Source organism: Kribbella pratensis (assembly GCF_004365355.1).
GTDB lineage: Bacteria > Actinomycetota > Actinomycetes > Propionibacteriales > Kribbellaceae > Kribbella.
The window spans coordinates 479762-502195 of the sequence record NZ_SODP01000003.1; the positions used below are offsets into that span (position 1 = coordinate 479762).

At 69.0% G+C, this 22434-nt stretch carries 19 protein-coding genes; 16 read left to right on the forward strand and 3 right to left on the reverse strand.

Annotated elements, in window-relative coordinates; translation table 11 throughout:
* The first annotated feature begins 15 nt into the window (after positions 1–15).
* Together EV653_RS30085 and EV653_RS30090 are read left to right on the forward strand one after the other, a co-directional pair.
* Complete coding sequence (locus tag EV653_RS30085; protein ID WP_202871891.1) at positions 16–549, forward strand: TetR/AcrR family transcriptional regulator; 534 nt, start codon at positions 16–18, stop codon at positions 547–549.
* A gap of 54 nt (positions 550–603) precedes the next feature.
* Complete coding sequence (locus tag EV653_RS30090) at positions 604–3591, forward strand: glycine--tRNA ligase (RefSeq protein ID WP_166679663.1); 2988 nt, start codon at positions 604–606, stop codon at positions 3589–3591.
* 1 nt (position 3592) lies between these two features.
* Here the strand turns inward: EV653_RS30090 and EV653_RS30095 are convergent, their stop codons facing one another.
* Both EV653_RS30095 and EV653_RS30100 read right to left on the reverse strand, forming a co-directional pair.
* Positions 3593–4579 (reverse strand): GDSL-type esterase/lipase family protein, encoded by a 987-nt coding sequence (locus EV653_RS30095; protein ID WP_134107726.1) that lies wholly within the window; start codon positions 4577–4579, stop codon positions 3593–3595.
* Positions 4576–5271: a GntR family transcriptional regulator gene (locus EV653_RS30100; protein ID WP_202871892.1), complete on the reverse strand. Its 696-nt coding sequence runs from the start codon at positions 5269–5271 to the stop codon at positions 4576–4578. The genes EV653_RS30095 and EV653_RS30100 overlap by 4 nt, the downstream gene beginning before the upstream one ends.
* A gap of 107 nt (positions 5272–5378) precedes the next feature.
* On the opposite strand from EV653_RS30100, the gene EV653_RS30105 reads away from it, so the two are divergent.
* From EV653_RS30105 to EV653_RS30130, 6 genes are all read left to right on the forward strand, one after another.
* The gene (locus tag EV653_RS30105; protein ID WP_134107729.1) at positions 5379–6422 is read left to right on the forward strand and encodes an isocitrate/isopropylmalate dehydrogenase family protein; all 1044 of its coding nucleotides are present in this window, start codon (positions 5379–5381) and stop codon (positions 6420–6422) included.
* A complete protein-coding gene (gene acnA / locus EV653_RS30110) occupies positions 6419–8887 on the forward strand; it encodes an aconitate hydratase AcnA (protein ID WP_134107731.1) in 2469 nt (822 codons plus the stop codon). The genes EV653_RS30105 and acnA overlap by 4 nt, the downstream gene beginning before the upstream one ends.
* On the forward strand, positions 8884–10656 hold the full coding sequence (locus EV653_RS30115) for an aldehyde dehydrogenase family protein (RefSeq protein ID WP_166679619.1): 1773 nt from the start codon (positions 8884–8886) through the stop codon (positions 10654–10656). The genes acnA and EV653_RS30115 overlap by 4 nt, the downstream gene beginning before the upstream one ends.
* A 95-nt stretch (positions 10657–10751) precedes the next feature.
* A complete protein-coding gene (locus tag EV653_RS30120) occupies positions 10752–11474 on the forward strand; it encodes a VIT1/CCC1 transporter family protein (RefSeq protein ID WP_134107733.1) in 723 nt (240 codons plus the stop codon).
* Positions 11471–13243 carry an FAD-binding protein gene (locus EV653_RS30125; RefSeq protein WP_134107735.1) on the forward strand — a complete coding sequence of 591 codons (1773 nt, stop codon included), beginning with the start codon at positions 11471–11473 and terminating at the stop codon, positions 13241–13243. Before EV653_RS30120 ends, EV653_RS30125 begins: the two co-directional genes overlap by 4 nt.
* Positions 13244–13253: 10 nt before the next feature.
* A complete protein-coding gene (locus EV653_RS30130) occupies positions 13254–13823 on the forward strand; it encodes a Chromate resistance protein ChrB (protein ID WP_134107737.1) in 570 nt (189 codons plus the stop codon).
* Here the strand turns inward: EV653_RS30130 and EV653_RS30135 are convergent.
* Positions 13820–14746 (reverse strand): MurR/RpiR family transcriptional regulator, encoded by a 927-nt coding sequence (locus EV653_RS30135; RefSeq protein WP_134107739.1) that lies wholly within the window; start codon positions 14744–14746, stop codon positions 13820–13822. The genes EV653_RS30130 and EV653_RS30135 overlap by 4 nt on opposite strands.
* Positions 14747–14941: 195 nt before the next feature.
* On the opposite strand from EV653_RS30135, the gene EV653_RS30140 reads away from it, so the two are divergent.
* The 8 genes from EV653_RS30140 to EV653_RS30175 all read left to right on the forward strand — a co-directional run bounded on the left by EV653_RS30140 (position 14942) and on the right by EV653_RS30175 (position 22317).
* The gene (locus EV653_RS30140; RefSeq protein WP_202871894.1) at positions 14942–16180 is read left to right on the forward strand and encodes a C45 family autoproteolytic acyltransferase/hydolase; all 1239 of its coding nucleotides are present in this window, start codon (positions 14942–14944) and stop codon (positions 16178–16180) included.
* 43 nt (positions 16181–16223) lie between these two features.
* Positions 16224–17246 (forward strand): ABC transporter substrate-binding protein, encoded by a 1023-nt coding sequence (locus tag EV653_RS30145; RefSeq protein ID WP_134107743.1) that lies wholly within the window; start codon positions 16224–16226, stop codon positions 17244–17246.
* 1 nt (position 17247) lies between these two features.
* Positions 17248–18309: a FecCD family ABC transporter permease gene (locus tag EV653_RS30150; RefSeq protein ID WP_134107745.1), complete on the forward strand. Its 1062-nt coding sequence runs from the start codon at positions 17248–17250 to the stop codon at positions 18307–18309.
* Complete coding sequence (locus tag EV653_RS30155) at positions 18306–19334, forward strand: FecCD family ABC transporter permease (RefSeq protein WP_134107746.1); 1029 nt, start codon at positions 18306–18308, stop codon at positions 19332–19334. The genes EV653_RS30150 and EV653_RS30155 overlap by 4 nt, the downstream gene beginning before the upstream one ends.
* 10 nt (positions 19335–19344) lie before the next feature.
* Positions 19345–20154, forward strand: a complete 810-nt coding sequence (locus EV653_RS30160) for an ABC transporter ATP-binding protein (protein WP_134107748.1) — start codon at positions 19345–19347, stop codon at positions 20152–20154.
* Between the two features lie 9 nt (positions 20155–20163).
* A complete protein-coding gene (locus EV653_RS30165) occupies positions 20164–21138 on the forward strand; it encodes a threonine/serine dehydratase (protein WP_134107750.1) in 975 nt (324 codons plus the stop codon).
* 163 nt (positions 21139–21301) lie between these two features.
* On the forward strand, positions 21302–22102 hold the full coding sequence (locus tag EV653_RS30170; protein WP_134107752.1) for a COG4280 domain-containing protein: 801 nt from the start codon (positions 21302–21304) through the stop codon (positions 22100–22102).
* Positions 22099–22317: a hypothetical protein gene (locus EV653_RS30175; RefSeq protein ID WP_134107754.1), complete on the forward strand. Its 219-nt coding sequence runs from the start codon at positions 22099–22101 to the stop codon at positions 22315–22317. The genes EV653_RS30170 and EV653_RS30175 overlap by 4 nt, the downstream gene beginning before the upstream one ends.
* Positions 22318–22434: the final 117 nt, after the last annotated feature.

Below are 22434 nucleotides of genomic sequence, written 5' to 3' on the forward strand. Positions count from 1 at the left end.
GCAAGGAGCCCGATCGTGCGAGCCGACGCCCGGCGAAACCGCGAGCTGATGGTCGCGGCCGCTGCCGAGGTGGTCGCCGAGCAGGGAGCCGAGGCTTCGCTGGAGGAGATCGCGCGCCGCGCCGGGGTCGGCTCGGCCACCCTGCACCGCCATTTCGGCGGCCGGGTCGCGCTCCTCGAGGCCGTCTTCGAGAGCAGCATCGCCGGCGTCTGCGCCCGGGCCGAGGAGCTCAGGGATCACCCGGAACCCCTGCAGGCGTTGACGATCTGGCTGCACGGCATGGTCGGCCATATCGCCACCGTCCACGGCCTCGGCCCGGCGCTGGTGATGAGCGCCGAACACGGCTCGCAGTGTCACGTCCGGATCCGCTCGGCCGGCCGGCTGCTGCTCGAGCGGGCTCAGGCGGACGGCTCGGTGCCCGCCGACGTGGACATCTCCGACCTGCTGACGCTGATCAACGGCGTCGCGCTGGCCAGCGGCCAGGACGCCGACCGGGCCGGCCACCTGCTCGACCTGGTCATCCGGGGAATAGCACCCGCGCAGGCCTAATAGACTTCGCTGCGAGAACCCCCGGAAGATGGCTTGAGGTTTGCTGTGCTCACCATGCAGGACGCGCTGCTGGCGCTGACGAAGTACTGGACCGATCGGGGCTGCATGATCGTGCAGCCGTTCAACACCGAGGTCGGGGCCGGAACGCTGAATCCGGCGACGATCCTGCGGGTCCTCGGTCCCGAGCCGTGGCGGGTGGCGTACGTCGAGCCGAGTGTCCGGCCCGACGACAGTCGCTACGGCGAGAACCCGAACCGCCTGCAGACCCACACCCAGTTCCAGGTGGTGCTCAAGCCGGACCCGGGTAACCCGCAGGAGCTGTTCCTGGAGAGCCTGACCGCGCTCGGGATCGACATCCACGCCCACGACGTGCGGTTCGTCGAGGACAACTGGGCCAACCCGGCGACGGGTTCCTGGGGACTGGGCTGGGAGGTCTGGCTCGACGGCCTCGAGATCACCCAGTTCACGTACTTCCAGCAGGCCGGCGGCATGACGCTCGACCCGGTGTCGGTGGAGATCACCTACGGCATCGAGCGGATCATGATGGCGCTGCAGGGCGTCTCGCACTTCAAGGACATCGCCTACGCGCCCGGCATCTCCTACGGCGAGGCGTTCGGCCAGGCGGAGTACGAGATGAGCCGCTACTACCTCGACGACGCCGACGTGGAATCGCAGAAGCGGCTGTTCGAGGAGTACGCGAACGAGGCGCGCCGGATGATCGACGACCGGCTCCCGGTGCCCGCGCACATCCAGGTCCTGCGCTGCTCGCACACCTTCAACGTCCTCGACGCCCGCGGCGCCGTGAGTACGACGGAACGCGCGAAGGCCTTCGGCCGGATGCGCACGCTGGCCCGCGAGGTCTCGCGATTGTGGGCCGAGCGCCGCGAGGAGCTGAAGTACCCGCTGGGTCTCGCCGAGCTCCCGCCGGCCGCGCCCGAGCCGGAAGAGTTCCCGGCGATCACCGGCACGCGGCAGTTGACGTTCGAGATCGGCACCGAAGAGATGCCGCCGTCGGAGGTAACAAAGACCGCCGAGGCCGTGCGTTCCGCGCTGGAGGAGAAGCTCGGCGCGACCCGGCTCGGCCACGGCGCCATCACGACGTACGCGACTCCCCGTCGCGTCGTCGCCTTCGTCGCCGAGGTCCAGGCCAGTGAGCCGGACGCCGAGCGCGTGGTGCGCGGACCGAAGAAGGCCGCCGCGTACGACGCCGACGGCAACGTCACCAAGGCCGCTGCCGGGTTCGCCCGTGGGCAGAAGGTCGACCCCAGCGAGCTGCACGACCTGGACGTCGACGGCGTCGAGTACGTCGCGGTGACGAAGCCGGACCCGGGTCGCGGTGCGGCCGAGGTCCTGAGCGGCGTGCTCAGCGAGATCGTCAAGGGCCTGCGCTCCGACAAGAACATGCGCTGGAACGACGCCAACCTGTCGTTCACCCGCCCGATCCGCTGGCTCGTCGCGCTGCTCGGCGACCAGGTGGTCCCGGTCTCGGTGTCGTCACTCGCCGCCGGCCGGACCACGCGGGTCCACCGGACCGCCGCGCCGCCGCAGGTCGAGATCGCCTCCGCCGAGGGGTACCTCGACCTGCTCCGGATCCACGGCATCGAAGCCGATCCGGCCAAGCGCCGGTCGCAGATCGTCGCCGCGGCGACCGAGCTGGCGAAGGGCGTGAACGGTACGGTCGACTTCGAGGGTGAGTCCGCGCTCGTCGACCAGATCGTCAACCTGATCGAGGAACCGACGGCGATCCTCGGTGGCTTCGCCGCGGACTACCTCGAGCTGCCGAGCGAGATCCTGACGACGGTGATGCGCAAGCACCAGCGCTACCTGCCGGTGCGCGACGCAGATGGCAAGTTGCTCCCGCATTTCGTTGCCGTAGCCAACGGTTCCGTGGACGAGGACGTTGTCCGGGCAGGCAACGAGGGCGTTCTGCGGGCGCGCTACGAGGACGCCGCGTTCTTCTGGCGGGCCGACCTGGAGACGCCGCTGGAGTCGATGAAGGGCGAGCTGGAGAAGCTGGCCTTCGAGGAGCGGCTCGGCTCGATGGCCGACCGTGCGGGACGTATCGGCCGGATCGCGTTGGCGCTGGCCGACAAGGTCCAGCTCGAGGGCGACGACCTGACCACGCTGAAGCGGGCGGCCGAGCTGGCGAAGTTCGATCTGGGCTCGCAGATGGTCGTCGAGCTGACCAGCCTGGCCGGGACGATGGCCCGTGAATACGCACGTCGCGCCGGTGAGACCGAAGGCGTCGCCCAGGCGTTGTTCGACATGGAGCTGCCGCGGTCGGCCGGTGACCCGGTGCCGTCGACGACTCCGGGTGCACTGCTCGCGCTGGCTGACCGGTTCGACCTGCTGGCCGGCTTGTTCGGTGTCGGTGCGAAGCCGACCGGAAGCTCGGACCCGTTCGCGTTGCGACGTGCGGCCGCTGGTGTGGTTGCGATCCTGCGCGAGCACCCGGAGTTGCGCGCGATCACTCTCGAGACAGGGTTGCAGGCAGCGGCTGCGGAGATCGGTGCCCAGGGCATCGACGTACCGGCGGAGTCGCTGGACGAGGTGGCCGAGTTCACCGTCCGGCGGTACGAGCAGCAGCTGCTCGACCGGGGCGACGATCACCTCCAGGTGGCCGCAGTGTTGCCGTTGGCAACTTCTCCGGCCGCGGCCGACGAAACGCTGAAGGCCCTGCAGAGCCTGGTCGGCAACAGCGAGTTCGCCGACCTGGTCGCCGTTCTCCAGCGGGTACGCCGGATCGTGCCGGAGGGCACCGAGGCGTCGTACGACTCGAGCAAGCTGACCGAGCCGGCCGAGGTCGTGCTGCACGAGGCGGTGCAGAAGATCGGGCAGGCGCCGACCGGTCTGGCCGACTTCGTTGCCGCCGCGTCGGTTCTGGTCGAGCCGGTCAACGTCTTCTTCGACGAGATCCTCGTGATGGCGAAGGAGCCGGACATCCGGGCCGCGCGTCTGGGTCTGCTCGCCACGATCAGCCAACTGGCCGCGCCGGTCCTCGACTGGCAGGCACTCGGCACGAGCCTCAGCCCGGCTGAGTGATTCAGTCGATTGTGAGCAGACCGGCGAGGCGCTCGCCGATCAAGCGGTAGCCGTCGGGCCCTGGATGCACCTCATCTGCATACAGGGCCCGGGCTTCGTCGGAGCTGAGGATCCTCCGGCCGTCGATCACGCGTACGCCGGGATCGGTCCGAGCGCCCAGCTCGACACATGCACGAACGTCGTCGAGCGTGAGGCCGACGGCGTTCGGCTCGCCTTCGCGGTCCGGGGCGGGCAGCGGCGTGATCACGACGAGCGGCGTCCGCGGATGGCCTTCGCGCACGGTGGCGATGAACGACTCGACCTGGCCGGGGAGCGTCCGGCCGCTGTACGTCGCTCCGCCGTGGATGTTGATGCCGAGACACATAGAGATGAGCTGGGCCGGCAGGTCGCGGATCGTCCGGGCGGCGATCGGGTCGAGGTGGCACTCGCCGGCGAAACCGAGCGAGACGCAATCCCAGCCGTTCTTCCGGGCGACCAGTGCCGGCCAGGTCTCCGATGGTCCGTACGCGCCGCCGGCCTGCGTGATCGAGCTGCCGTAGGTGATCCACCGTGGCCCGGTCGGCGCGAGGGGCTCGGCCTCGCGGTCGAATGACACCTCGCGGAGCGCGATCCGTCCCGCTTGGGGGAGCCAGATCTCGACCTCGGCCGGGCGACCTGGCAGCTCGATCCTCAGCCGCTGCTCACCCTCCAGCACCTCGCACCGCCGGTGCAGCTCGCCGTCGACCAGGACATCGACGGGTGCGATCCGGTTATAGATGGACAGCGCGGCGCGGATCTCGAGCTCGACCGATGTAGCCGAGGTGCGCCAGGCTGCGCGCACCCCCGCGGGTGTCGCCGCCCGTTCCCACAGCCGATGACCGGCGCGGTCCGGATACCCGGTCCAGTCCGACAGGCGGAGATCGCGGTCGCGAGGGTCGAGTCGCCAGAACGTCGTCCAGCCGTCGGCATCGACCTCGCGGTGCTGGTACCCGGTCCACAGATCCCTCATGATCGGACTCCTCGGATGCCCCGGAGCGACCGGGCGGCGGGTTGTTCGGCGGCGGACGTCAGGCGGGCGACCGCGCGGGCACCGAGGCTGGCCTCGACATGCGCCAGCATCACCGTCGTTGCGGTGGCGGAGTCGCCGGCCGCGATCGCGTCCACCAGCGCCCGGTGCTCCGAGTGCGTGCGGTCCAGGTCGGCCTCGCTCCGGCCGTCCTCGAGGGCCAGCCGGCGGTAACGGTCGGCCTTGTCCCACAGGCCGTCCAGGTGCTGGATCAGGAGCTGGTTGTGCGACGCGGTGTAGATCGCCACGTGGAAGCGCCGATGCGTGAGCAGCTCGGCGGATCCGGGGTCGGTGCGCAGCGGCCGCAGTTCGTCGGCCGTCTGCCGGATCAGCGCGAGGTCCTCGCGGGTACGGCGTTCGGCGGCCAGGCCGGCGGCGAGCGGGTCGAGCGAGCGGCGTATCTCGATGAGGTCGCGGGCTTCCTCGAGGGTCAGCCGGGTCACGCGGGCGTCGCGGTGGGCGTCCAGCTCGACCAGGCCCTCGGTCATCAGCCGGCGCAGGGCTTCGCGTAACGGCGTCGTACTGACGCCGAGCTCGCGGGCGAGCGCGGCTTGCGGGATGACCGCACCCGGGACGAGGTCGCCCCGGAGCACCTGCTCCCGGACGAGATCGTAGGCGGCCTCTGCCTTCGTCACCGACCCGCTCCTTTCGGTTATAACGCCAGATCGCAGCATATCAAGGCGCGAGACGGCACAGGGCGATGCCTTGACGTGAGTCGTTATAACGACTCACACTCCTGCACATGACGTATCGACTAGGAGTTCTCGACGGCGACGGCATCGGGCCGGAGATCGTCCCGGCCGCGGTCCGGGTCCTCGACGCAGGCCTGGCCGCCACGGGAGCCGATCCGGTCGAGTGGGTTCCGCTCCCGGTCGGCGCCGCGGCGATCGAGACTCACGGCAGTGCGCTGCCCGACGTCACGGTCGAGACGCTGGATAAGCTCGACGGCTGGTTGCTCGGTCCGCACGACAGCGCGTCGTACCCGGCCGAGCATCGGGCCCGGCTGAACCCGAGCGGGTTCCTGCGCAAGCACTTCGATCTGTTCGCGAACATCCGGCCGGCTCGCGCGTTCGAGGGGACGCCGGCGCTGGTGCCCGGGCTCGATCTGGTCGTGGTGCGGGAGAACACCGAGGGGTTCTACGCCGATCGCAGTACCTATCGCGGCACCGGCGAGTTCATGCCGACCAAGGATGTGGCGATCGCGATGGGGATCTTCACCCGGCCGGCGATCGAGCGGATCGCGCGGCAGGCGTGCGAGCTGGCGCTCCGGCGGGGCCGGCACCTGACGATCGTGCACAAGGCGAACGTGCTGCGGACCACCACTGGGTTCTTCCTGGAGATCTGCCGGGAGGTCGCGGCCGACTACCCGCAGCTGGACGTCGACGACTTCCACATCGACGCGATGACCGTGCATCTGGTCCGGCACGGCGCCGACTTCGACGTACTCGTGACCGAGAACATGTTCGGCGACATCCTGTCCGACCTGACCGGCGAACTGGCCGGCTCGCTCGGCATCGCGCCGTCGATCAACGCCTCCTACGACCGGGCGATGGCCCAGGCCGCCCACGGCTCGGCGCCGGATATCGCCGGCCACGGCCTCGCGAACCCGACCGCGATGATCGCGTCCGGCGCGATGCTGCTCGACTGGCTGGGCGCGAGCGAGGCCGCCGACCTGGTCAACCAGGGGCTTCGGGCAACTGTCGCCGGCGGCACGCGGACCGCGGACCTCGGCGGGACGGCGAGTACGTCCGAGTTCGCCGAGGCCGTCATCGGCGCGCTCGCATGATCCAGCAGCTCGCGGGCATCGCGCCGGACCATCTGCCCCGGACGTTGCGGATCCTGCTGGAGAACGCGCTCCGGCGCGGTACGGCGAGCGACGTACTGCGGAACTGGGAGCCGGGGGCAACCGGCGAGCTCGAGGTGTACCCGTCCCGGGTGTTCCTGCACGATACGAACGGCGTGCCGGTGCTGGTCGACCTGGCGGCGATGCGCGATGCGATGGTTGCGTTGGGCAAGGATCCGGCGCTGGTCGATCCGGTGGTGCCGGCGGAGCTCGTCGTGGACCACTCGGTGATCGCGGACGTGTTCGGCCGGCCGGACGCGTTGCGACTGAATGTGGCCCGCGAGTACGAGCGGAACGCCGAGCGCTACCGGTTCCTGCGCTGGGGACAGCAGACGTTCCGGCAACTGAAGGTCGTGCCGCCCGGTGCCGGGATCATGCATCAGATCAACCTGGAGTACCTGGCGCGGGTCGTCGAGGAGCGTGACGGGTGGGTGTTCCCGGATCTGTGTCTCGGTACCGACTCGCACACAACGATGGTGAACGGCCTCGGCGTACTCGGCTGGGGGATCGGCGGGATCGAGGCCGAGGCTGCGATGCTCGGCCAGTCGGTGTCGATGGTCCTGCCCCCGGTCGTCGGTGTGTCGCTGACCGGTGCACTGCCGGCAGGCACCACAGCCACGGACCTCGTCCTCACCATCACCGAAACCCTGCGCTCTCACGGCGTCGTCGGCAAGTTCGTGGAGTTCACCGGCCCCGCTCTGGCCGACCTCCCCGTCCCGGACCGCGCCACGATCGCCAACATGTGCCCCGAGTTCGGCTCCACCGCGGCGTACTTCCCCATCGACCACCAAACCCTCGACTACCTCCGCTTCACCAACCGCCCCGCCCGAAAGGTCGCGCTGGTCGAGTCCTACGCCCGCACCCAAGGCCTATGGCACGACCCCACCGCCAAGCTGGTCTACGACGAACACCTCACCCTCGACCTCTCCACCATCGTCCCCTCCATCGCCGGCCCCCGCCGCCCCAACCAACGAATCCCCCTCAGAACCACCAAACAAGCCGCCGAATCCGAACTTCCCATGGGCCCCCGCACCCGCGCGGGGTCGGCGGTCGAGTTGGGTGGGATCGGGCATGGGGCTGTGGTTGTTGCGGCTATTACGTCGTGTACCAACACGTCCAACCCGGCGGTGATGGTGGCGGCTGGGTTGGTTGCCAAGAAGGCGGTGGAGCGGGGGTTGGTCAGTAGGGCGTGGGTGAAGACGACGTTGTCGCCGGGGTCGCGGGTGGTGATGGATTACCTGCAGGCGGCGGGGTTGACGCCGTACCTGGAGAAGCTCGGGTTTCACCTGGCCGGGTTCGGTTGTATGACATGTATCGGGGCATCGGGTGAGCTGATCGACGACGTCGCCCACGCAGTACGCGAGCAGGACCTGACCGTGGCGGCTGTGCTGTCGGGGAACCGGAACTTCGAGGGCCGGATCCAGCCCGACGTAAAGCTCAACTACCTCGCCTCGCCGCCGCTGGTGATCGCCTACGCGCTGGCCGGGCGGATCGAAATCGACCTGCTGACCGAGCCGCTCAGTGGTGACGTTTACCTCCGCGACATCTGGCCCGAACCCGCCGAGATCGACGCGGTACTGCGGGAGGTGCTCGCCCCCGACCTCTTCCGGCACGCGTACGACGACCTGTTCGCCGGCGACGACCGCTGGCAGAATCTGGACGCGCCGCAGGGGGAGACGTTTGCCTGGGGCAACTCGACGTACCTCCGGCGACCGGACTACTTCACCAAACAAACCGATGACCTCAAGGGAGCCCGAGCACTGGTGCGCCTGGGCGATTCCGTGACGACCGACCACCTCTCACCCGCCGGCGCGATTCCGCCTGACAGTGTCGCCGGACGCTATCTGAAAGACCTCGGCGAGACCGAGCTGAACACCTACGCTTCCCGCCGAGGCAACCACGAAGTGATGATGCGGGGTGCCTTCGGCAACGTTCGACTGCGCAACCGGCTCGTCGACGGCGAAGGACCGCTGACCCGAGGACCAGACGGCGCCATCACCTCGATCTACGCGGCCGCGATGGCCTACCGCGCGGCCGGCGTACCGATCGTCGTTGTCGCAGGCAAGGAATACGGAACGGGCTCGTCCCGCGACTGGGCCGCGAAAGGCCCGGCCCTGCTCGGCGTCCGCGCCGTCCTGGCCCAGTCCTTCGAGCGGATCCACCGCTCCAACCTCGTCGGCCTCGGCATCCTCCCGCTCGAGTTCCTCCCCGGCGAGGGCGACGACCTCACCGGCGACCATCCGATCGACATAGAACTGCACGACGACAATTCAGCCACCGCACGTTCCGCCGGCCGCACCTATCGGCTTCGCGTTCGCCTCGACACGCCGCGCGAGCACGACTACTACCGCCACGGCGGCGTACTTCCCTACGTCCTGCACCGCCTCAGCGAAGGGCACACCCTGTGATCGCCTCGATCAACCCCGCCACCGGCGAGCAGCTCGCGGCCTTCGAGCCGTACGACGAAGATCGCGTCGACCGCCTGCTCAGCGCCGCACTGCTTGCCCAGAGCAACTGGCGGAGCACGTCCGCCGATGAACGCGCCGAGCTCCTGCAGTCGATCGCGGACACCCTCCGTGCGCGCCAGGACGGCCTCGCGCACCTGATCAGCAGCGAGATGGGCAAGCCGATCGCCGAGGCCGAGGCCGAGATCGAGAAGTGCGCGATCACCTGCGAGTACTACGCCGCCAACGCGGCCGGCTTCCTCGCCGCCGAACAGGTCACCGCGCAGGGCCGGATCGAGGTCGAACCGCTCGGCGTCGTCCTGGCCGTGATGCCGTGGAACTTCCCGTTCTGGCAGTTCTTCCGCTTCGCCGCACCGGCGCTCGCGGCCGGCAACGGCGCGATCCTCAAACACGCGAACACCGTGCCGCAGAGCGCGCTCGCGATCGAGTCCGTCCTCGCCGACGCCGGGATGCCGAGCGGCCTGATCGGGGTCGCGCTGGTCGAGACCGAGCAGGTCGCCGGGCTGATCACGGACCACCGGATCGCCGCGGTGACGTTCACCGGTTCCACCGAGGTCGGCCGGATCATCGCGACCCAGGCCGGTCAGGCGTTGAAGAAGCAGGTCCTCGAGCTCGGCGGTTCCGATCCGTTCATCGTCCTCGCCGACGCCGACCTGGAGGCGGCCGCACGCGCCGCGGTGAAGGCACGGTTCCTCAACACCGGCCAGAGTTGCGTGAACGCGAAGCGGTTGATCGTCGAGGAGTCCGTCGCCGACGAGTTCGTCGACCTCTTCACTGTCGAGATCGAGAAGCTCGTCGTCGGCGATCCGCTCCGTCGCGAGACGACTCTTGGCCCGCTGGCCCGCGACGGTCTACGTGACACGTTGCACGACCAGGTACGCCGTACTGTGAAAGCTGGAGCGACTCTGGTGTGCGGGGGATCTCCCGCCGGGCCGGGGTTCTTCTACCTGCCGACCGTTCTCGATCACGTGCGGCCGGGGATGGCGGCGTTCGACGAGGAGACGTTCGGTCCGGTCGCGGCAGTTGTCCGGGCCCGCGACGCCGACGAGGCGATCCAGCTGGCGAACCGGACCGAGTTCGGCCTCGGCGCCTCGCTGTGGACGTCACCCGAACGATCGGCAGACCTGGTACGGCGGATCGAGGCCGGCGCGGTGTTCGTGAACGCGATCGTCGCGTCGGATCCCCGCCTGCCTTTCGGTGGGATCAAGCAGTCCGGGTACGGCCGGGAGCTCGGCGCCTACGGGATGCGCGAGTTCATGAACGTCAAGACGGTCTGGTCGCCGCAGCCCGCGCCCCGGCTGGTGATCCGGCCGGACGAGACCGAGGTGTTCGACCGCGGCAGCGGCGTCCGCACGGTCCCGTACGTCGGTGCCTGGAACTGCGACGCGAACCGGATCACCACCGGCACCACAACGTTTGCCGTCGGCACCGAAATCCCGATGCACTCGCACAACGTCGAGGAGTCGGTGCTGGTGTTCGCCGGCCAGGCGACAGCTGTGATCGACGGCGAGCGGGTCGACCTGGAGGCGGGCGATGCGACCTGGGTGCCGGCCGGTGTGCCGCACCAGTTCATCAACCGTGGCAGGGACGAGCTGGTCATCTACTGGGTGTACGGCGGCCGGGCGGTGACCCGCACGATGACTGCCACCGGCGTGACCGTGCAGCACCTGTCGGCCGCGGACCGAGGCGCCGTTGCCGGTGCCGATAAGTAACGAGTAGACTGATGTAACAGGTGATTCAGATTAACTGAGGTTACGCAAACCTCAGTGCGGCAAGCCTCACCTACCCTGCGGAAGGAATGTCCCCCATGACCGCGGATGTTGCGGAAACCGAAACACCCGAGATCCACCACTCGCATCGCGACGTGACCGGTGGCTGGCTGCGGCCGGCGACATTCGGCGTGATGGACGGCCTGGTCTCGAACTTCGCGCTGGTCGCCGGTGTGGTCGGCGGCGGCGCGACCGGCAAGGTCGTGATCATGACCGGGCTGGCCGGTCTGGTCGCCGGTGCGTGCTCGATGGCGTCCGGCGAGTTCACCTCGGTGTCGTCCCAGACCGAGTTGATGCAGGCCGAGATCGCGATCGAGCGGCGCGAGCTGGAGATCCACCCGGAAGAGGAAGAGCGCGAGCTCGCGATGATGTACGAGGCCAAGGGCCTGCGTCCGGAGCTCGCGGCCGAGGTCGCCCGCGAGTTGACGTCCAACCCGGCGGTGGCGCTCGACGTCCACGTGCGGGAAGAGCTCGGCGTCGACCCCAACGATCTCCCGTCGCCGTGGGTCGCGGCCGGCTCGTCGTTCGCGGCGTTCGCGGTCGGCGCGGTGATTCCGCTGCTGCCGTTCCTCTTCGGGGCTGTCTCGGTGCTGCCGGCGCTGGTGCTCAGCGCGCTCGGCCTGGTCGTCACCGGCGGCATCGTCGGCAAGATCACCGCCCGCCCGTTCTGGTACGGCGGCGGCCGTCAACTGCTGCTCGGTGGCCTGTCGGCCGCCGTCACGTTCGCCATCGGTCTAGCCGTAGGAACTGGATTGTCATGAGCCGAGCACGTGGCCCGCTGGTAGTCACGGCCCTGGTGAAGCAGGTGCCGAAGGGCGACCACAGCGGCCGTCTCGACGCCGACGGCCGGCTCGAACGGGCCGGCGCGGTCGCGGAGATGAACCCGTGGTGCCGCCGGGCCGTGGCGCAGGCGGTGCGGCTGGCGCGGGAGACGGGCGGTCGCAGTACGGCGATCACGATGGGCCCGCCCGCCGCGGTCGACGTACTGCGTGAGGCGCTGGCGTGGGGTGTCGACGATGCCGTGCAGCTGTCGGATCCCGCGCTGGCCGGCTCGGATTGTCTGGTGACCGCCCGCGCGCTGGCGGCCACGATCCGGCTGCTCGACGATCCGCCGGACCTGATCCTGGTCGGCAACAGCTCGGTCGACGGCAGCACCGGAGCGGTCGGCGCCATGCTCGCCGAGCTCCTCGGCCTGCCGTTCACCGGTCCGGTCCTGTCTCTCGAACCGACTGACGGTCGTCTTCGCACCACAGTCCAGTACGACACCGGCGCGGAGGCGGTCACCATCGACCTCCCCGCGGTAGTAGCAGTAGCCGAGCGCTCCTGCGACCCCGCCAAGGCCCCCGCCGACACCTGGCCTCCCCCCGACACCGTCCGCCAGGTCACCACGCTCGACCTCCCCGAAGCCCCCTGGGGCCTATCGGCGAGCCCGACCAAGGTCGCCCAGGTCCACCCCGCCCCCCTCACCCGAAACCCCGTAATCTTCCGCGGCCAGCCACACGTCCAGGCCGACAGAGCGATCGCCGAGCTGATCACCCGCGGCTGCTTCGAAGGCCGAGTGGGCCGGCAGGCCGAACCTGTCCCCAGCCCGCACCCTGCAGACCGTGAGATCGTCGCCCTCGTCGGCGCCGGCCCCATCGAGGGAACCCGAGCCCTCCTGGGCGCAGCCGCCGCCCTCGCCGCAGAGACCGGCGGCTCGGTAACCGCCGTTCGAACACCTCTAGGCGATCAGGACCTGGCCCGTTGGGGTGCTGACTCGGTCGTCGAGCTGGATGGTGATGAGCCGCGGGCGGTGGCCCGGGCGCTTACCGGATGGCTGCGGGACAGGCGGGCGTGGGCAGTTCTGGGCGCCGCGTTGCCGTGGGATCGGGAAGTGCTTGGGCGGCTGGCTGTGACCTGTGATGCGGGGCTGATGTCCGACCTCGTCAGCTTGTCCACGAAGGATGGACGGTTGAGTGGGCTGAAGCCTTCCGGTGGCGGCACGCTTGCGGAGATCGTCAGCCACGGGACACCACAGATCGCGACCTTGAGGACCGGCTTGCTCCCACTGCGCACCCCCCGCGCCGACCGAGCGCTCGAGCACGAGACCCTCCACGTCGGGCCCGATACCGCGATCATCAGGACAGAGCGACGGACCGGCGACGACGGTGACGCGCTCGACCGCGCGGAGGTCGTCATCGGCATCGGTCGCGGCGTCCCGCCGGACAAGTACGACCAGTTAGAGCCGGTCCGTGCCCTGCTCAACGCGGAATTCGCTGCCACCCGCAAGGTGACCGACCAGGGCTGGCTTCCACACGGACGGCAGATCGGCATCACCGGCCGCAGTGTCGCCCCGCGCGTGTACCTGGCCGTCGGACTGTCCGGCAACCTGAACCACCTGGCCGGCGCCGGTCGCGCCGGGACCGTCGTGGCGATCAACACCGACCCGGCCGCGGAGATCTTCGCGCACTGTGACGTCGGGCTGGTCGCGGACTGGCAGGAGGTGATGCCGTACCTCGTCGACGGGCTGCGGTCCTGTGTCAGCGGATAACCTGTCCGGCATGGCGACCCGACGTACCAAGGCCAAGAGCCCCGAGAGCTGGCTGCTGCTCATCTACAAGGTGCCCAGCGAGTCGTCCCGGGCCCGGGTGGCGGTGTGGCGGGACCTCAAGCGACTTGGCGGGTTCTACGTGCAGCAGGCCGTGTGCGTGCTACCGGACCGCGGCGAACTGCGGGCCGGGATGGAGAAGGTCCGCGACCGGGTCACCGAGCTGGGCGGCTCGAGCGTGTTCCTGACCCTGACCGATCTGGACGACGACGCCCGCGAGCAGTTCGTCGAGGGCTTCCGGGTCCAGTCGGCCAAGGAGTACGCCGAGATCGTCGAGGAGTGCGAGACCAAGTTCGTCAAGGAGATCGAGTTCGAGCGCTTCCGCGAGAACTACACCTTCGAGGAGGCCGAGGAGATCCGCCAGGACCTGGAGAAGCTCCGCCGCTGGCTCGCCAAGGTGGAGGACCGGGACTGGATGGATGCCGACGGCAAGGAGTTGGCGAGGGCCAAGGTGGCCGACTGCGAACGGCTGCTGGAGGAGTTCGAGGCCGACGTCTACGAACGCACGGAGGGGACGGTCTAGGAGTCCCGGCTGCGGCCGCGGCGTGAGGCCGGCAGGTTCAGGGCTACTTCGTCGGCGCGGGAGAAGCCCATCAGTTCCTCGCGGAGCTGGTTCATCCGGTCGGTCGTCTTCAGCGAGCGCTCCTGGTCCTGCGCGGCCACCGCGATCACCAGGGCCTCGAGCAGGATCAGCACGGTCGCCTGGCTGGTGAACGTCCCCGGACGACTCGTCGGGGCGGACAGTACGGCGTCGACCTGGTCGCGGAGCGCCTCGCCGAGCGTGTCGGTGATGAGCACGACGCGGGCGCCGACCTCGGCGCAGAGGTCGAGGATGACGCGGGTCTCCACGATGATCCGGTTGTGGGCGATCACCACCACCACGTCCTCCGGACCGAGCGTCAGCAGCCGGTCGGCCAGCCGGTAGCCGGTGTCCGACGCAGCCCGCGCCCGGCGGCCGATGCGGGTCAGGTGGGTCGCGGTGTACGCCGAGATCCCGTCCAGGCCGGCGAATCCGCAGATGATCGTCTCGCGGGCGGAGTCGATCAGTTCAACGGCGTGCGCGAACGACTCCGGGTCGATGGTCCGTTCGGCCTGTTGGAGCCGCTCCACGTGGTCGCGCAGGGTCGCGGTGAGGATGCCCTCGGCGCCGTCGTCGAACGTCGCGAGGCTGTTGCTGAGCCGGTTCGCCGGGCTGAGCAGCGCCTGCAGCTCGCCCTGTAGCGATCGCTTCAGGCCCGGCAGCCCGTCGAAGCCGAGTGCCTTGGCGGTGCGGACCACGCTGGCGTCGCTGGTGCCGGTGGCCCGGCCGAGCTCCTCGGCGGAGGAGAACGCCGCCTCCTGCGGATGGGCCGACAGGTACTCGGCGATCTTCCGCTCGGTCGCGGTCAGCGAGTCGATCCGGCTCGCCACCCGCTCCGGCAGGGTGGGCGCCTTGGTTTCGGTCACGTCGGCTCCTCCGGCTCCCAGTCGTTCCTGTCAGTACGCAGATCATGTCATCCGGCCCGCTTTGTCACCGCCAGGTAAACGATGCGCCGACCCGTTGACAGGGATTGTAGCAATCACTACCGTCAGACGAATATTCGTAGTGAACACAACGAACGGCGCGTGTCCAGTTTTCCGTCCACCCCTGGAGCGACTTCCGTGGCACACCTTCCGACCATCGAGATCTCCGGCGCCGACGCCCGCGATCGCGGCCGCCAGTACGGCGAGGCCGCGCGGACGCTGATCGAGCGCTCGCTGGCGTTCTACGCCGAGTCCGTCCCGCGCGCCACCGGGCTGGGCTGGACCGAGGTCCTCGAGCGCGCGCCGTACTGGGTGCCGGTGATCGAGCCGCACGCTCCCGAACTGCTGGACGAGGTCCGCGGGATCGCCGAAGGATCCGGCCGCACGTTCGCCGAGATCCTCGCGCTGAACAGCCGCGGCGAACTGACCCGCGGCAACCCGTTCGCCCCCGGCGACCAGCGTGACGGCGATCAGCGTGACGGCGATCAGCGTGACGGCGACCAGCCTGTCGGCGATCAGCGCGACGACGGCTGTACGTCGTTCGCGATCCTGCCGCCGGCCAATCCGCTCGGGCATGTCTGGTCCGGACAGAACTGGGACCTGTGGGCCGGGGTCGCCGACACGATCGTGCTGCTGAGGATCTCCCGGCCGGGCAAGCCGACGGTGATCGGCCATGTCGAAGCCGGCCAGCTCGCCCGGCACGGCGCGAACTCGGCCGGTCTGTCCCTGAACGCGAACGGGCTGGGCGCCGGCTTCGGCCGCGGTCTCGCCGTACCCGGCACGTTCGTCCGCCGGATGGTGCTGGAGAGCTGGGACCTGTACGACGCCCTGCAGGTCGTCTTCGGAGTCCGCCAGAGCCTGTCGAGCAACCTGCTGCTGACCCACCGCGACGGTTTCGCCATCGATGTCGAGACCACGCCCGGACGGCACGGCTGGATGTACCCGACCGACGGACTACTTGTCCACGGCAACCACTTCCAGGCGTTCGTCCCAGCCCAGATCAACGACACCTACCGGCCGTTCTCGGTGGATTCGCTCTACCGGGTGCCGCGCGTCGAGGAGGGCCTGCGTCAGGTCCGCGTCGACGGCACCACCGAGAAGGCCGTCGAGACCATCGTGCAGAACACGATGAGCGACCACTTCAGTCATCCCAACGCCGTCTGCCAGCACGTCGACCCGCGCCGGCACGAGCTCGACCGTTACGCCACGATCGTGTCCAGCCTGGTCGATCTGACCACTGGCACCTACCGGCTGACTCCCGGCCTGCCCTGCGCCAACAGCTACCAGCAGGCTCCCTGGAACCTCTACGACGGCCCCGGTCTGTCCGACCGCCCGGACGTCGACGACCCGGCCCTGTCCCGCATCGCGGCCGGGTGAATCCCACCCCTGCAAGGCATTGTCGACATCAGGAGCGAATGCCATGTCCCACCGAACCTCGAGGTTGCGGCGTTTCGCCGTCGCCGTCACCCTGACCGCCGCCGCGGTCGCCCTGTCCGGCTGCGGCGGCTCCGCCTCCACGTCCGCGACCGGTGCGGCGCCGAACGCCGACCGGGCAGCCGCCGCCGAAGGCGTCAGCCCGGACGTGAACCTGGACCAGTGCGGTAAGGCCACCCGCACGGTGAAACACGACCTGGGCACCACCACGATCACCGGTACTCCGACCCGGGTGGTGGCCCTGGAGTACTCCTTCGTCGACGCGCTGGTCGCGGTCGGGATGTCGCCGGTCGGGGTTGCCGACGACGACCAGCCGAAGCGGATCATCCCCGCACTGCGCGAGAAGGTCGGGCCCTACAAGTCGGTCGGCCTGCGGGCGACGCCGAACATCCAGGTGATCACCGCGCTCAAGCCGGACCTGATCGTGGCCGACAGCGGCCGGCACAAGGCCATCTACGCGCAACTGTCGAAGATCGCACCGACGATCGCCTACGCCAGCCTGAACGGCAACTACCAGCAGGTGCTGGACAGCGAGATGTCCACTGCCATCGCGCTGAACAAGTGCGACCAGATGAAGACCCGGCTGGCCGAGCACGCCAAGACGATGGCCGACCTGAAGGCGACGGCGCCCGCGGACGAGAACCGCAAGGCCCTGTTCGTGCGCGCCTCGGAGAAGGGCTTCACCGGGTTCCCGCCGAAGGCCTACACCCCGGGCGTGCTGTCGGCCATCGGTATCAAGTCACCGCTGCCGGACAGCTCCAGTGATGCGTCGGTCTCGCTCACCTTGGAGACGCTGGTCGCGACGAAGCCCGACGTGATGTTCATCGCTCCCAACGACGGGCCGACGCTGCGGGACCAGTGGAAGAAGAGTCCGCTGTGGAAGGAGATCCCGGCGGTGAAGAACAACGCGAGCTACGACGTGGACCCGAACGAATGGTCCCGTTCGCGCGGTCTGATCGCCTCCGAGGTCGTTGCCAAGGAAGCCGTCAAGATGCTCTACGGGAAGTGACATGAGCCTGTCCGTGGGCACTGTGCCCGAATCGACCGAGGACGTCGCCCACCGGCGTCCGAAGATCGTCACCAGCAAGCAGCGGGTCACCTGGGTGTCGCTGGTCGTCCTGGTGCTGCTCGTGGCCGGGATCGCGTGGGGCCTGTCGATCGGCAGTCAGCACATCTCGTTGTCACACCTGCCGGGAGCGATCTTCAACGCCAACGATTCCGACGAGCTGATCCTGCAGTCGATCCGGATGCCGCGGGTGGTGCTGGCGCTCTGCGTCGGCGCCGCCCTGGCGGTGGCCGGCGCGTTGATGCAGGCGGTCGCGGCCAACCCGCTGGCGGCGCCGGAGATCATGGGAGTGAACGCCGGCGCGGTGTTCGTCGTCGTACTGGCGATCACCGTGGTTCCGTCGCTGTCGGGTGCGCCGACGATCCTGCTGTCGTTCGGTGGCGCGGCCGCGGCGGGCGTATCGGTGATGCTGCTGGCCGGTTCCGGGCGCGGCCGGGTCAGCCCGGTGCGGATGGCGCTCGCGGGTGTGACCGCGAGCAGTCTGTTGATCTCGTTGACCCAGGTGCTGATCATCTTCGACGAGAACTCCACCGACAGCGTGCTGTTCTGGTTGGTCGGCGGGGTTAACTTCGCCGGCTGGCAGGACGTACGCAACATGCTCCCGTGGCTCGTTCTCGGTCTGCTCGGCGCGTTCGCCATGGCGCGGCCCCTGAACCTCCTGGCTCTGGGCGACGATATGGCGCGCGGGCTGGGCCAGAACGTCGAACGGACCCGGACGTTGGGGTCAGCGCTGGTGATCGTGTTGTGCGGCGCGGCGGTGTCTGTCGCCGGACCGGTCGCGTTCATCGGCCTGGTGGTGCCGCACATCATGCGCCGCCTGGTCGGTTCCAGCTACACGGTCCTGTTGCCGTTGTGTGCGCTGGGCGGCGGCGTCCTGGTGCTGTACTCCGACATCGTGTCCCGCTACGTGAAGCCGCCGTTCGAAGTCCCCGCCGGCGTGGTCACGGCCCTGCTCGGCGCACCGATCTTCGTCTACCTGGCCCGGCGACAGAAGGTGACCTCATGACCAGCACGACCATCGTCGCGCAGCACGTCCGGCGTACGTCGCTGGCCAAGCGGCATCCCGCCGCACTGATGGCATCGCTCGGAGCCCTGGCGATCGTGCTGAGTATCTACAGCCTGAAGATCGGGGCGACCGAGGTATCGTTCGGCAACGTCCTGCACGCCCTGGTCGGCGACAGGTCCGACCAGGCAGCCGCGATCGTGTTCGACTTCCAGGTGCCGCGAGTCTTGCTGTGCTGGTTGATCGGTACGGCGCTCGCGGTGTCCGGCGCCGTGATGCAGGGCGTGATCCGCAACCCGCTGGCGGCCCCGGACATCATTGGCGTCACCAAGGGTGCGGGCTTCGGCGGCATGTTGCTGCTGCTCGCGATCCCCGGCGTCCCGGTGGTGGCCGTCGTACCGGCGGCGTTCACCGGGGGACTGGCGGCCGCGGCGCTGGTGTACCTGCTCGCCTATCGGCGTGGTGCGACTCCGGTGCGGATCGCGCTGGTCGGCATCGCGGTCAGTGCGGCGTTCGAGGCGGGCATCCGGTTCTTGCTGGTGCGCAAACCTCTTGATGTCAGCGCGGCGCTGATCTGGCTGACCGGAAGTCTGTTCGGCCGGTCGATGAGTTCCGTCCTGGAGATCCTGCCGTGGGTGCTCGTGCTGGTGCCGCTGATCGTGGTGTGGGCGCGCAAACTCGACGTACTGGGCCTCGGCGACGACCTGGCCGCCGGCCTCGGTGAACCGGTCGAGAAGACCCGTCGGCTGCTGCTGTTGTTCGCGGTCGCGTTGGCCGCGGCCGCGGTCGCGGTGGCCGGCACGATCGGCTTCGTCGGCCTGATCGCTCCGCATATGGCTCGGCGCGTGTTCGGCGGCAAACACCTGGCGTCGATCCCGGCCGCAGCCTTGTTCGGCGTACTGCTGATGCTGTTCGCCGACATGATCGGGCGTGGTCTGGCGCCGCCGCTGGAGATTCCGGCCGGCCTAGTCACGGCCGTGGTCGGTGGCCCGTACTTCCTGTACCTGCTCGTGAAGACCGGAAAGTAGGAGACCCGCCATGCGTCTGCAGGCACAAGGCGTTCAGCTCGCCTATGACCAGAAGGTGATCGCTCGCGATCTGACCTTGACCATCCCCGACGGGAAGGTCAGCGTGCTGATCGGCCCGAACGGCTCCGGCAAGAGCACCGCGTTGCGGGCGCTGGCCCGGCTGCTGCCGCCGGCCAAGGGCAGCGTGATCCTGGACGGGAAGTCGATCCACGACACGCCGACCAAGGAGGTGGCCAGGCTGCTCGCGATCCTGCCGCAGGTCCTGGTCACGCCCGAGTCGATCTCGGTCGAGGACCTGGTCTGGTTCGGTCGGCACCCGCACCGCACCTCGCTGAAGGTGCCGAGCCCGGCCGACAAGGAAGCGGTCGAATGGGCCATGTCGGTGACCAGCACCGCCGAGTTGCGTCACCAGCACGTCGACCAGCTGTCCGGCGGCCAGCGGCAGCGGGTCTGGATCGCGCTGTGCCTGGCCCAGGGCACCGACCTGATCCTGCTCGACGAGCCGACGACGTACCTGGATGTCGCCTACCAGCTCGAGGTGCTGGACCTGTTGCACCAGCTCAACCAGGAGCAGGGCAAGACCGTCGCGATGGTGCTGCACGACTTCAACATGGCTGCGGAGTACGCCGACCACGTGTTCGTGATGAAGTCCGGCGCCCTCGTCACGCAGGGATCGCCGGAGGACGTGTTCACCTGCGACATCATCCGGGACGTCTTCGGAGTGGAGTCCAAGGTCGTGCCGCACCCGGTGAGTGGTAAACCGATGTGTATCCCCCTGCGTGCCGGGCTCCGGGCCCAGCTGTCAGTGGCAACCGGATAGGAGCACTGCATGACGTTCACCCCCGCGGAAGCGGCCGAGCGATCGGAACGGGTCGCACCGAGGCTGCGTGAGCACCTGCCACCGACGCCGTTCGTGCGGTACGGCGCGCTCAGCGACGAGCTCGGCGCCGACCTGCTGGTGAAGAGCGAGCACCTGCAGCGCACCGGCTCGTTCAAGGCCCGCGGTGCGATGGCGAAGATCCTCACCCTGACCGACGAGCAGCGGCAGGCCGGGGTGGTGACCGCCTCGACCGGGAACCACGGACTCGGGGTCGGCAACGCGCTCGCCACGCTGGGCGGGCACGGCATCGTCTACCTGCCGGAGAACGCGTCGCCGAGCAAGGTCGCCGCGCTGCGCCGGCTCGGTCTGGAGATCCGGGCCGAGGGCAACGATTCCGGCGTACTCGAACCGAAGGCACGGGCCTATGCGGCCGAACACGACCTGACCTATGTGCCGCCGTACAACGACCCGGACATCATCGCCGGCCAGGGCACGGTCGCCGTCGAGATCCTTGAGCAGCTCGCCGGCGAACCACTCGACGCGGTCGTGGTAGCGGTCGGCGGCGGCGGGCTCATCAGCGGCGTCGCGTCGGTGCTCAAGAAGCACCTGCCCGGGATCACGGTGTACGGCGCCTCGCCGGTGCGCGACGACGCGATGGCAGCGTCGGTGCGGGCCGGGAAGATCATCCAGGTCGACGCCCAGCAGACGCTCTCCGACGGTACTGCGGGCAGCGTCGAGCCGGGCAGCATCACCTTCGACCTGTGCCGTGAGCTGGTCGACGACTGGGTCCTGGTCAGCGAGGACGCGATCAGCTCGGCCCTGCGGACCGTGATCGACACCGAGCACCAGTTGATCGAAGGCTCGGCCGCGATGGCGTTCGCGGCCGCGCGGGCACGCCGTACCGAACTGGAAGGCAAGCGGGTCGCCGTGGTGTCCTGCGGCGGCAACATCTCCGCGAACACGCTGGTAGCGGCCCTGGCCTGACCCTCCCGCCGACGCACCCGAGGTGACTCCCTGATCACCTCGGGTGCTTCGGCATGCCCGGATCCGGCCGCGTCCACCGGAACCCAGAGCGCATTGACACACTCAGAACGGCGTAACTATCGTTGCTTGCAACATATGTTTCATCAACCTGAGGATGTGAGAGATGGACGCGGCAACGTGGGGGTTGATCGTCGCGACGTTCGTCGCGTGTTTCGTGGAGATGGTGGAAGCCACCACGATCGTCATGGCGATGGGCTACACGCGGAGCTGGAGGTCGGCGCTGATCGGCACGTTCGCGGCGCTCGGTGCGCTCGCGGTGGTGACGGCCGCGGCCGGCTACGCGCTGGCGAACTGGCTCCCGGAGTCTGCGCTGCAACTGGCCATCGGCGGTCTGCTGCTGATCTTCGGACTGCAGTGGCTCCGCAAGGCGATCCTCAGGTCGTCCGGACGCAAGGCCGTCCATGACGAGGACGCGATCTACCGCGAGGAGGTCGAGGCGGCCAAGTCCGCCGGCGAGAGCAAGGGCGGCCTGGATCTGTTCGCCTTCATGGTCTCGTTCAAGGGTGTGTTCCTGGAGGGGATGGAGGTTGTCTTCATCGTGCTGACCTTCGGCCTGAACGCGAACAACATCCCGGCTGCCAGCCTGGGCGCCGCCGCGGCCGTGGTGATCGTGCTCGGCATCGCGATCGCGCTGCGCCGGCCGCTGTCGATGATCAACGAGAACCTGCTCAAGTACGGCGTCGGCCTGCTGCTCGCCTCGTTCGGGACCTACTGGGCGGTCGAGGGCATCGGGATCTTCCGCGACGGCCGCGAGAGCCTGAACTGGCCGGGCCACGACCTGATGATCCTGGTTCTGCTGGCCGCCTGGCTGCTGCTCAGCCGGATCTTCGTGGCCGCGCTGCGCAAGCCGGCCGCTCCGGCGCCGGTCGGCGCCTCTGACCTTGCGGTGGAGGTGAAGAAATGAAGTTCCTCAAGGCCTTCGGGCAGTTCTGGTACGACTTCATCATCGGCGACGACTGGAAGATCGCGGTCGCCGTGGTGCTCGCGCTGCTCGTCCTGTTCGCCGCGATGACGGCGAAGCTGTTCGGTGACACCGGACTGACCCTGCTGGGTGGCGCCCTGATCATCGTGGCTTTCAGCATCAGCCTGGCGATCGACGTCCGGCCGAAGAAGCGCTGAAACGCCTGTCCCTGTTGACGTTCGGCCCCGGTCCGCGCAGTTCGCGGACCGGGGCCGACTGGTGTCCGCCGAACGCCTCTGTAGTGCTCACGACCTCTATTCAAAATCTCGTAGCAT